This is a genomic window from Senegalia massiliensis (assembly GCF_900626135.1).
Taxonomy (GTDB): domain Bacteria; phylum Bacillota; class Clostridia; order Tissierellales; family SIT17; genus Anaeromonas; species Anaeromonas massiliensis.
In genome coordinates, this window is record NZ_LR130786.1 from 190,973 (window position 1) to 202,792 (window position 11,820).

Here is an 11,820-nt window from a genome sequence, read left to right on the forward strand (position 1 = left end):
AAGTCAAGGTAAAAAAAGATCAATAAGTACTATTTCTGGCAAAAACTCTTTTATTTTTTCTATGGCATCTTTACCATTTAAAGAGTAATCAATTACATTTCCTAAACCTCTATCAGAAATAATTTTCTTTAATACTTCTACAATGCTAATATCATCTTCTACAATAAATATATTCACAATTATTCCCCCTCTAAATAATTTATTGGTATTGAAATAGTAAAATTAGTACCTATATTTTCTATTGAAAATACAGATATTTTACCATTAAAGTCTTGTTCAACTAATTTTTTAACTAAATTCAATCCTAAACCTCTTGAAACATTTCCAGTTTCGTAATTAATTTTTGTAGAAAAACCTGCTTTAAAAATATTCTTAATGTATTTTTGCTTTATACCATTTCCATTATCCTTAATTATAAATATATGACTTTTTTCATTTTTACTATGTATTAATTCTATTCTACCTTTATCCATAGATTCAATACTGTTTGTTAATAGATTTCTAAATATAGAAATTAATTCATAATGTTTATGTGTATAAAAATTTTCATATTCAGACAAATTTAGATCTATGAACTTATCCTTATTTTTAATCATTATATATAAACTATCTTCAAGTATTAAAAGGATTTCTTTAAAACTCATTCCAATTTCTGAAACATTAACTTTTACCACATCTTCAATTCCTTCTAATACTAAGGCATACTCTTTTTTAATTTCATGTACATTTTTTGCTATATCTAGTGAGTTATTTTGCCAAGATTCTTTATTATTTTTTTCTTTTATATTTTCAAATAATTTATATGCATCTTCCATAACATTTTCTATATAAATCATATTTTTTTCCATCCAATAAATTTGGGTTTTTAACTTAGATGACATCCAAACTAAATCTCTATATCTCTTTTCATGTTCCTCTTTCATTAATAACATATTATAATATTTTAAACCTGTTATAAAAATAGCTGAAATGCTTGACCTTACTATAGCAACTATAATTAGTAATTTTATTACTTGAATATAATTAATATTTTTATTTATATTTGCAAGTATAAATATTTCAGTTATGTTTGACAAAAAATCTATTAAAATTAGAGATAAAAACAAATTATGTATTTTCATATTTTTGTTTTTATTAACTACATAAACAAAACATAACCCATATATAGTATAAAAAATAACCTCAGGCCAAAATAAAAAAACGTTTTCTAAAACCCTACTTTTACCAAATGAGTAGACTATGATTCTTTGTATATATAAAGCTATACCACTTATAAATCCAATATAATAAACTCTCATATCTCTATATTTATATATAATTACAGGTAATATTATAGCACCAAAAGAAAATCTGAAATTAGAAAAAAATATATCTATATAAATTTGTGAAGCTAAAATCATAACAACTAACATAATTAATATTTTCTTTATTTTAATAATTAAAACCACCTCACAACTATAATACCATTTAGTATAATTATATCATTACTAATAAATTTTTCATAAAAAATAAAAAAAAGAAATTATGAACTCATAATTTCTTTTTAAATAATATACTGCCTATATAAATATAATTTAAAATTTTATATATTTTTTTAATAGACTGATAGTTGGAACTCCCAATATAGTTACTACTACAAATTCCCCAATGGCTACATAAAATATACTTGGTATTAAAGGTAGTCCAATTAATATATTTAATTGAAATCCTATTATTAAACCATTTGATATAGCAGGAAAAAGCGAAGCAATCCATATGTTATTTATTTTACTCATAGGATAAACTGCTAATAATGTAGCAATAGTACCTATTAACATATCTAATATACCTATGGTACTCCACATATTTGCAATAAATGTTCCTATAGTCAAAGACCATATATACATAGGATTATAAAAAGCTAAAAGTGTTAACATTTCAGAAATCCTAAATTGAATTTGTCCATAACTAAGAAATGGTAATGCAACTGTTAAAATAACATATATTGATGCTACAATACTTATTTTTGTCAATTTTTTTGTGTTAATTTTGCCCAAAATTTTACCTCCTTGTTTTTTAATTAGTGGGACCAAGGAAACACTATATAATTCTTAAATTATCTTTTTAATTTATCTAACTCTTCTAGTAAATTATCATTTAATATCTTTATATATGTTCCTTTCATTCCTAAAGATCTTGATTCTATAATACCAGCACTTTCTAGTTTCCTTAATGCGTTAACAATTACAGAACGAGTTATACCTACTCTATCTGCAACTTTACTAGCTACTAATAATCCTTCATCACCATCTAATTCTTCAAATATATGGTTTAAAGCTTCAAGCTCAGAATAAGATAACGTTTTAATCCCCATTTGAACAACTGCTTTTTTTCGAGTTTTTTCTCTTGTTTCTTCACTTTTAGAGCGTAACATTTCCATAGATACAATTGTTGCACTATATTCAACTAAAACTAAGTCATTATCTGTAAATTCATTTTCAGGTCTTGCTAGTACTAATGTTCCTAATCTTTCTCCATTTCCTTTCAACGGAACTATTGTTGCGAATTTATCATAACTTTCTCTGTCTTCAGTAAATATTTCTAATAAATTATCACCTGTTATATTGTGAATTACAGAATCAACTTTTAACAGTTTATTATTATATTCTATAGGAAAATTCTTGTTTCCTGTTTCAGGATCTACAATGATAGGGTTTTCAGCATCTTCTCTCAAACTAAGACCTATCACCTTTCCTTTTGAACTTATAACATACGTATTTGCATCTAATACCTCTTTTAAACTATCACTAAGCTTTGTAAAGTTTACAGGTGCATTTCCTGCTTCTTGTAAAATTTTATTAAGCTTTCTAGCTCTTTCTAATAATGTTGACATACAATTCTTCCTCCTTATTAACAATTACATTAAAATAATATTTGATTTATTTAAATCTTTAAAATATAAACTCTTTTTGAACAACACAACATTAAAGATTCTATATTATTTCGACTTATTTTGCAAGTAATGTTTATAAATTTAATTATACCCTAAATAATTAAATTATAAAAGTAAATTGCGTAAAATATTTTTAATATTTAGAAAAAACTGATAGGACTTTAGTACTATTTTTTCATTATAAATTCATTCTACTTTTATAAGTATATTTAATATTTCTCAGGAAACCTGTAATTTACTATGTTATAAAATGTACAATTAAAAATGATTTGTTAACTCTTTTTATAATTTGTTTTAATAAATAAATTTATACTTTATTTAAGTTATACTATTATTTATAATTATTGTAAAAGGAGTGATTATGTGTTTAAAAAAATATTTAGTTTTTTTATTATATTTATTATATTAATTTCTTTAATAACTATTAGTTCAGCACAAAATTTAGATTCATTAAATAATACTATGTATGATACTGTAGTAAAAAAAATTGAAATTTTCACAGGGAAAGTTTTAAAAGAATATAGTACGAATAATAATGATAAAATCCAGTTAGACTTTGAACATATTAATACTTCTTCTAAAAATAATAATATTAAAAAATTTTATGAATTAAAAAATACAAATGAAGATGATAAAGACAGCAATTTAATATCAATAAAGAAAAATAATGGACAAGCTAATGAAAAAGTAAACTTAGATACAAAAGTTAATATTGATTCAAAAAATAAAATCAAATCTAATTCTATTAATAATGATGAACCTAAAAAAGAAATTAAAGCTAAAGAAGATATAAAACCTGAAATTAAAACTAAATCTAATGAAAAATCAAATATTGAAGTTAAACCAAAGCCTAATACTGAGACTAAAAATAAAAATGAATCTCCCCCTAAAGTTGAATCAAACACAAGTACAAATACACAGCCTAAACCTTCTGTTCCTACATCAAGCTCTAGACAGTTTGAACTAGAAGTTATTAAACTCGTAAATATTGAACGTCAAAAAGTAGGGCTAGTTAATGTAACTGAAAGTAAATCATTAACTAATGTTGCAAGATATAAATCTAAAGATATGATAACTTATAATTACTTTTCTCATCAATCTCCTACATATGGTTCTCCATTTAACATGATAAAAAAATTTGGAATTACATATAAACATGCAGGAGAAAATTTAGCAGCAGGCCAACCTACACCTGAGTCAGTAGTAAATTCTTGGATGAATTCTCCTAGTCATAAAAAAAATATACTAAGTAATAATTTTACTAAAATAGGCATTGGATATATAAAAGATGATAATGGATATCCTTTTTGGACACAGATGTTTATAGGATAACAAATAAAAAAGAAGACTAATATTAGTCTTCTTTTTTATTTGTTATAATTCCATCTATACTAGCATCTAAAATATTTCTAAGTGCTTTAGTATTAAGTTTATTACTTGTATTTTTATTAGTTATTTTATTCCAAATCTTATTATACATTTTATCACCCAATATTAGTTTTTCATAGAATTTAATTTTTATTATATTAAAAAAAGGATTTTATGTTTTTTTATAGAATAATATCTATATACTATTATCATAAAAATTTTAAGGAGGACTTAATATGATTTATACTATTATAATTCTATCAATCTTATTAATTATTTCCCTAACATTATATGTTAGGTCACTAATAAGACTGAAAAAGCTAGAAAATCAAATGAACCTTATTTCTACAGGTGATTTTACTAAATCATTTAATACAATAAAAATGGGACAATTTAAAAAGTTAGGAATAATAATAAATAACTTACTAATGAATTTTAGAAAATTTATAGCTAATGTAAATTCCTCAACAGACCATGTCGAAGAATTTATCACAAATATGACTAATAATGCTAAAAATTTAAATGAAGGTGCTAGTCATAGCGCAAAAGTAATATCTGAAATAGCATCGAGTACAGAAAATCAAGCATCATCTATTATACAAGCCCATGATTATACTGAAAAAATAATAAAAGATTTTAATATTATTACTTCTAAAACAGAAGATGCAAAAAATAAAACTATATCTACTAAAAATATTGTACATAAAAACAATGAAATATTTAATTCATTACTAAATTCAATTAAGAAAAATACTAATAATAGTGTGGATTTAGTAGAAAAAATTAATAAACTTGAACAAAAAGCTAATGAAATAAATACAATAACAAAATCAGTAAATGATATATCAGAAAACACAAATTTACTAGCATTAAATGCTTCTATAGAAGCTGCTCGTGCAGGAGAAGCAGGAAAAGGTTTTGCTGTAGTGGCTAATGAAGTAAAATCACTAGCAAATGAATCCTCTAAGGCTTCAAATCATATAAGAGAGATTATAGAGACAATTAAAAACGAAATTTCAGCTATAGCAAACGAAATGCGTTCAGATTCAAATGATATGAAAAAAGATATATCAATTGCTGATGAAGCTAAAAATCATTTTAATAATATATTAAAATCTACTGAAGAAACAATGGATGTTATAGAATTAATAAATAATCTTGCAAAAGAAGAACAAGTTGTTATAAATAATATAAAAAGTTTTATGGAAGGTGTTGCTGCTACTTCTGAACAAAATACCAGCGCTACACAAGAAGCATCAGTTACAATAGAACAACAAGCTAATATGATAAATGATATGTTTAATTCTCTTAAGGAATTAGGAAATAAAACATCTGATATAAAAAAAGTAATAGATTTATTTGTAAAATCTTTTGATGTAGATGATAAAACTCAAGAATTAATTAATAAAGGGATAGATAAATTGTGTACTATGACTGAAAAAGATTCTATTAGAAGTTTTGATAGAGTTACTTCAGAAGATTATATGCAACAAGTAATAGATAAAAATCATAATTTTGAAATTTTAACATTGTTAGATTTAGAAGGGAATACTACCTCTATAAGTTATAGAAAAGACTTAGATTTAGGAAATCATGAAGATTTATATGACAATTTTGCCCATAGGGATTATTTTAAAGAGGCTATTAAAGGAGAAATTTATTTATCTAAACCTTATATTTCAACTGATAGTTTTAATTATTGTATAGCAATGACTACTCCTGTAAAGGACCAATCAGGAAATATAAAAGGTGTATTGATGGCAGACTTTAAAATTTCATAATATAAAATAAAAACTTTTATTCCTCTAGAGGAATAAAAGTTTTTATTTACTTACTATTTGCTGGTTCTATATTTATTTTTTTACCTTTAATCTTGTTATTCTTCATTATATCTAAAACTTTTTTACCATTTTCTTTAGGTACTTCTACAAAGGTAAATTTATCATAAATATCAATTTTACCAACTACTTCTCCTGGTAATCCAGTTTCTCCAGCTATTGCTCCTAATATGTCTTTTACTCTAATTTTATGTTTTTTACCAATGTTTATAAATAACCTCACCATGCCAGGTTCAGCACCAGTATTTCCAAAGTCTAAATCAGAAGAATCTTCTTTTTCTTCAATTCTACCCATTGACATATTAAGTAATGCTGCAGCAATATCAATTGATGTATATTCATCATCTAATAATTTATCAATATAATTTATTTCTTTAGTTAATTTTTCATTTTCAATTATATCTTTTATCTCATTTAATATTTTATCAGCCTTTGCTTCTTCAACTTCATTTACTGAAGGTGCTTGAAGTCTCTTAATATTTGTTTTAGTATATTTTTGTATATGCTTTAATTTATATATTTCTTTTCCTACAGCAAATGATATAGCCATTCCTGTTCTTCCTGCTCTTCCCGTTCTTCCTATTCTATGAACATAATATTCCTCATCTTGGGGTACATCATAGTTAAATACCATCTCAACATCATCAACATCTAACCCTCTAGCTGCCACATCTGTAGCTACTAATATATCAACATTTCCATTACGGAAACTATTCATAACTCTATCTCTTTGATTTTGTTTTAAATCCCCATGTAATCCATCAGCAAAATATCCTCTACCTTGTAATTCTACTACTAAATCATCTACCATTCTTTTTGTATTACAAAATACTAAACTAAGCTTTGGATTATATATATCAATTAATCTAGTTAATATTTCTAATTTATTTTTTCTTTTAAGTTCAATATAATATTGTTCTATACTTGGAACTGTAAGTTCTTTATGAACAACTTTTATAGTCTTAGCATTTTTTTGGTATTTTTTTGTTATATTAAGTATTGCCTTAGGAATTGTAGCTGAAAATAACAATGTTTGTCTATTTTCTGGAGTTTTATCTAATATTGTTTCAATATCTTCTCTAAATCCCATATTTAACATTTCGTCTGCTTCGTCTAATACCATAACTTTTAAATTTTCTAATTTTAATGTTCCTCTTCTCATATGATCCATAACTCTACCTGGAGTTCCTATTACAATTTGAACACCCTTTTTAAGTGCACCAATTTGTCTTTGTATAGGTTGACCACCATATATAGGAAGTGTTTTTATACCTGGCATATATTTTGCTAACCTTTTTATTTCCTCAGAAACTTGTATTGCTAGCTCTCTTGTAGGACATAATATAAGAGTTTGAACTGATTTATCCTTTAAATTAATTTTTTCTAATACAGGAATTCCAAATGCAACAGTTTTTCCTGTTCCTGTTTGTGCTTGACCTATTACATCTACTCCTGTTTGAATCTGTGGTATAGCTTTTGTCTGAATTGGTGTAGCTTCTTCAAACCCCATATCACTTATTGCACGTTCTACTTCTTTACTAATTTGTAACTCATTAAATTTAATTGTTTTCATTTAACTTTCCTTTCATATTCTATTTATTTTATGATGAATTCGATTATTACTATAGTATTTGCAAAATATATATTTTAATAACATTTTTAACAAAATAAAAGACTACAAATGAAGACTCTTCATCTGAAGCCTTTTTATAGCAGTTTTCCACAATAATATTATTATATACTATAAAGCTTTATATAACAAGAAAAATAAACTAATGTATTTTAATCTATTTCATCCTAATAACAATCTATTATATATTTTTCAATTAAAAATATATTTAAAATCCTCATAAATGATTTTAAAAAACATAATATTTAATAGGTGATGATATGAAAAACAAAATAATAAAATATATCTTTACATTGTTTATTGCTTCCATGGGACTTGTTTCTGTATTAGCGTGGAATGATGCAGTTAAATTATTATTTGAAACCATTTATCCTATTGATAAAAATGGACTTTTCATGAGATTTTTATATGCTACAATTATTACAATTGTAATTTTAATTTTTACAGCTATTTTATCTAGTTTTATTTATAAAGATGATGATAAAAAATAAATACGACAATTGTCGTATTTATTTTTTAAGTGTAATTCCTTTTTCAACAAATTCAATTTTTCCTTCTTTGAGCAATTTCCCTACTGCTCTTTTAAATGCGGCTTTACTAATTTCTAATTCTTTTTTTATTTCTTCTGGAGAACTTTTGTCATTTAAATTTATAAATCCTTCATTTAAACTTAATTTATTCATTATTTTCTCTGCATCTATATCTATTTGTTTGTACGCCTTCTCCCTTAAAGATAGTTCTAACTTACCATCTTCTCTTACTTTAACAACTCTAGCATTTATAGCTTCACCTATTTCAAATCTTTTAAATAACTTTTGTTTAGGTATAAGTCCATGATATTTATTATCTATAGCAACAAAAAGTCCTACATTTGGATTAAAATTATATACCATTCCAGAAACATTATCATTTTCTTCATAAGGAGAATTTGTTTTTAACATATCATATACATTCATAGTAGCACATAATCTATTTGACTTATCAATATAAGCACCTACTAAATATTTTTCTCCTTTTTTAACTCTACCCCTTTGTTCCGTAAATGGCAAAAATAAATCTTTTTCTAATCCCCAATCTAGAAAAGATCCAATCTTTGTGTTATCTACTATTTCAAGTAATGCTATATCTCCTAAAGTTATCTTTGGCTTTTTTACTGTAGATATTAATCTATCTTTTGAATCTCTATAAACAAATACCTCTATTATATCTCCAATTTGTATATCATCTCTTACTTCTTTTATAGGTAGTAAAACCACATCTTCATCATCATTTGATGATTTTAAATACACTCCTTGTGCTGCAAATCTATCTACTATTAACTCTTGTATCTCTCCTAATTTTATCATGCTATTCTCCTTTTATTCTACTCTTTTTCTACAAATGCCATTTTAGGTTGATTACACCTAGGACATTTCCAGTTTTCAGGTAAATCATCAAAACTTGTACCTTTTGGTATATCGTTAATTCTATCCCCTCTTTCTGGTCTATATATATATGAACATACAGTACATTTATAATCTTTCATATAATCTTCCTTTCAATCCTTTATTTATTTAATATTAACATATATCTGTTATATAATCATAGTAATTAATTAAATTTATTTATATAAATGAAATTTTTGGGTATATAATAATAAAATAAGAAAGAAAGGAATGTTAATATGAACCTAAAAGAAGCAAATATTACATATATATTTCATAGCAGCTTTATGGTAGAAACTAAAAATCATATTTTGATATTTGATTATATTAAAAATAATAATTTAGATATAAATACTTTAAATAATAAACTCTCATATACTACAAAAAAAATATATGTTTTTGTAACTCACTCCCATGATGATCATTTTGATCCTGATATATTTTCATTGAAAGAATTAAACTCAAATATAAAATTTATAATTAGTGATGATGTATCTATTCATAAACAAATAGAAAATTTATATTATATATCCCAATATACTTTCTTAGAATTTGATAATATATTAATAGAAACATATGGTACAACAGATAAAGGATTATCTTATTTTGTAAAAACAGATGGATTAAATATATACCATTCAGGTGATTTAAATTGGTGGCATTGGAAAAATGATGATAGAAAGTCTAGACTTAAAGAAGAGGAAGATTACAAGAAAGAAATTGATTTATTAAGAGATAAAGTTATAGATATATCATTTGTTCCAGTAGATCCTCGACTAGAAGAATATTATTACTTAAGTGCTGAATATTTTCTAGATGTTATAAAGCCTCAATTACTTATCCCTATGCATTTCGTTGATAAAATCGATATAACTCATCAATTAAGTGATAAGTTAAGTCATAAATATCCAAAATCTGAAATTTGGAAAATAAATACACCCTTAGAAATATATCATTTTTCAAAAGATAAAGAGTAGATGAATTACTCTTTATCTTTTTTTATATTAAGATCCATCTTTGGTATATCAACAAGTTCATAAGTAGCTGAAGCAAATTCTATCTTTCTACTACTCCCATTTACTTGTTCTAATATTTTCGAAAACAATAAATCTTTAGTATATCTTCTTTTCCTATAGTTAACCACATATCTAATAGTATATTCTACCCAATTATCATTAATTACCATAGTTATCATTGGTTTTGTAGTTGCATCTTCAATTAAAAATTTTCTAACCATTACATCCCATTGTTCTTCTGCTTTTTTTGTAAATTCACCAACTATTTCATTGGAAATCTCTTGTAGTATCTTTTTAGTATATACATGATCTGAACTAAATTTAATAGGTATTTTTATCTCATCCCACAAAAATGGAAAATTACCTGCATAATTATATACTGGTCCTTTAAATACAAAGCTGTTTGCAATCCTAACTATTCTTCCATTATACAAATCTCCATTTACCCATTCTCCAACTTCCATTATTGTCGTTCTTAGTATGCTAAGATCTATAACATCTCCTTTGATACCCCCTACCTCAACTCTATCACCAGCTTTATACATATCCCCCGTTGTAATTGTTATAAATCCAGCAACACTAGCTATAACTTCTTTTAAGGCAAAAGCAATTCCTGCACTAGCTACTCCTAATGTTAAGGTTACACCTCTTATGTCTTCTAAAAATACTATTACTATAAGTATAATTCCTAAAATATAAGAAAATAAATTTATAAATTTTCTAGTTTTATATCTATTATCAGACTGCTTTATATATGTATTTAATCTTTTTTTCATAAACCGAGTTATAATACTTAAAAATAAAATAATTAAACATGATATTACTATTTTTTGTATAATTGGATTGTTAAATATTTCTTTTACCTGATTAATCATTTATATCCTCCTTTTTTATATTATATATTTATATACCCTATATAATTAAGTTTTAATTTGATTATATACATATTCATAGGGGTAAAATATTATTAAAGAATAAAAGGAGACGATATTATGAGTATAGAATTAAAAATTTATTATGATTATGTTTGACCATTTTGTTATATAGGCTTAGGTATAGTCGAAAAATTAAAAGAAGAATATCCAATCAATGATATCTGGATACCTTATGAATTAAATCCTGATACTCCCAAAGAAGGAACATCTCTTAAAAATAAATTTAGTCAAGAAAAATTAGAAAAAATGAAAAAAGAAATAGAAAGAAAGGCAAATACAGTAGATATAGAAATTTATGATTTAGAATTTACTTCTAACTCACATAATGCGTTTAAGGTTTCTGAATGGGCTGAAACTTCTAACAAATTTAAGGATTTTCATAGAAGGGTATATGAAGCTAATTTTAGAGAAGGTCAAAATATTTATGATAAAGAAGTTTTAGCAATACTTGGAGAAGATGTAGGGTTGAAAAAAGAAAATGTATATAATGCAATAGATAGCATAAAATATGAAGAAAACCTTAAAGAATATAAAAAAGAAACAACTAAAAAAAATATTGATACTACTCCTACTTTTATAATAAATAACGAAAAAGTCGTAATAGGCACACAACCTTTGGATTATTTTAGAAAAATATTTGATAAAATAAACATCTAGTAATATTACTAGATGTTTAT

General features: G+C 24.4%; 14 protein-coding genes. 5 read left to right on the forward strand and 9 right to left on the reverse strand.

The annotated features are described in order from the left end of the window. Positions 1–3: 3 nt before the first annotated feature. The 4 genes from E0D94_RS10765 to codY form a co-directional block, all read right to left on the reverse strand. Positions 4–177 (reverse strand): response regulator transcription factor, encoded by a 174-nt coding sequence (locus E0D94_RS10765; RefSeq protein ID WP_165442944.1) that lies wholly within the window; start codon positions 175–177, stop codon positions 4–6. 2 nt (positions 178–179) lie between these two features. Further along, on the reverse strand, positions 180–1,412 hold the full coding sequence (locus E0D94_RS10770) for an ATP-binding protein (protein WP_130807569.1): 1,233 nt from the start codon (positions 1,410–1,412) through the stop codon (positions 180–182). 162 nt (positions 1,413–1,574) lie between these two features. Further along, on the reverse strand, positions 1,575–2,036 hold the full coding sequence (locus E0D94_RS10775) for a QueT transporter family protein (RefSeq protein ID WP_130807570.1): 462 nt from the start codon (positions 2,034–2,036) through the stop codon (positions 1,575–1,577). Between the two features lie 59 nt (positions 2,037–2,095). Continuing rightward, positions 2,096–2,872, reverse strand: coding sequence for a GTP-sensing pleiotropic transcriptional regulator CodY (gene codY, locus E0D94_RS10780; protein ID WP_130807571.1), 777 nt, complete (start codon positions 2,870–2,872; stop codon positions 2,096–2,098). 423 nt (positions 2,873–3,295) lie between these two features. Here codY and E0D94_RS10785 point away from each other — a divergent pair, with 423 nt between their 5' ends. Then, a complete protein-coding gene (locus E0D94_RS10785) occupies positions 3,296–4,264 on the forward strand; it encodes a CAP domain-containing protein (RefSeq protein ID WP_242620532.1) in 969 nt (322 codons plus the stop codon). Positions 4,265–4,286: 22 nt separating this feature from the next. On the opposite strand, the gene E0D94_RS15125 is transcribed toward E0D94_RS10785, so the two are convergent. Continuing rightward, the gene (locus tag E0D94_RS15125; RefSeq protein WP_278044700.1) at positions 4,287–4,412 is read right to left on the reverse strand and encodes a hypothetical protein; all 126 of its coding nucleotides are present in this window, start codon (positions 4,410–4,412) and stop codon (positions 4,287–4,289) included. 124 nt (positions 4,413–4,536) lie between these two features. Here E0D94_RS15125 and E0D94_RS10790 point away from each other — a divergent pair, with 124 nt between their 5' ends. Next, a complete protein-coding gene (locus tag E0D94_RS10790; RefSeq protein ID WP_130807572.1) occupies positions 4,537–6,081 on the forward strand; it encodes a methyl-accepting chemotaxis protein in 1,545 nt (514 codons plus the stop codon). Positions 6,082–6,127: 46 nt separating this feature from the next. Here the strand turns inward: E0D94_RS10790 and E0D94_RS10795 are convergent, their stop codons facing one another. Continuing rightward, positions 6,128–7,711, reverse strand: a complete 1,584-nt coding sequence (locus E0D94_RS10795) for a DEAD/DEAH box helicase (RefSeq protein WP_130807573.1) — start codon at positions 7,709–7,711, stop codon at positions 6,128–6,130. Positions 7,712–8,028: 317 nt separating this feature from the next. On the opposite strand from E0D94_RS10795, the gene E0D94_RS10800 reads away from it, so the two are divergent. Further along, positions 8,029–8,259, forward strand: coding sequence for a DUF5654 family protein (locus tag E0D94_RS10800; RefSeq protein ID WP_130807574.1), 231 nt, complete (start codon positions 8,029–8,031; stop codon positions 8,257–8,259). Between the two features lie 18 nt (positions 8,260–8,277). On the opposite strand, the gene E0D94_RS10805 is transcribed toward E0D94_RS10800, so the two are convergent. Continuing rightward, positions 8,278–9,114: a CvfB family protein gene (locus tag E0D94_RS10805; protein WP_130807575.1), complete on the reverse strand. Its 837-nt coding sequence runs from the start codon at positions 9,112–9,114 to the stop codon at positions 8,278–8,280. A 17-nt stretch (positions 9,115–9,131) separates the two neighbouring features. Further along, positions 9,132–9,293 carry a rubredoxin gene (locus E0D94_RS10810; protein ID WP_130807576.1) on the reverse strand — a complete coding sequence of 54 codons (162 nt, stop codon included), beginning with the start codon at positions 9,291–9,293 and terminating at the stop codon, positions 9,132–9,134. Positions 9,294–9,431: 138 nt separating this feature from the next. On the opposite strand from E0D94_RS10810, the gene E0D94_RS10815 reads away from it, so the two are divergent. After that, positions 9,432–10,169, forward strand: a complete 738-nt coding sequence (locus tag E0D94_RS10815; protein WP_130807577.1) for an MBL fold metallo-hydrolase — start codon at positions 9,432–9,434, stop codon at positions 10,167–10,169. Positions 10,170–10,174: 5 nt separating this feature from the next. On the opposite strand, the gene E0D94_RS10820 is transcribed toward E0D94_RS10815, so the two are convergent. Next, positions 10,175–11,083, reverse strand: coding sequence for a mechanosensitive ion channel family protein (locus E0D94_RS10820; protein ID WP_130807578.1), 909 nt, complete (start codon positions 11,081–11,083; stop codon positions 10,175–10,177). Positions 11,084–11,251: 168 nt separating this feature from the next. On the opposite strand from E0D94_RS10820, the gene E0D94_RS10825 reads away from it, so the two are divergent. After that, positions 11,252–11,800 (forward strand): DsbA family oxidoreductase, encoded by a 549-nt coding sequence (locus E0D94_RS10825; RefSeq protein WP_130807579.1) that lies wholly within the window; start codon positions 11,252–11,254, stop codon positions 11,798–11,800. The last annotated feature ends 20 nt before the right edge of the window (positions 11,801–11,820 follow it).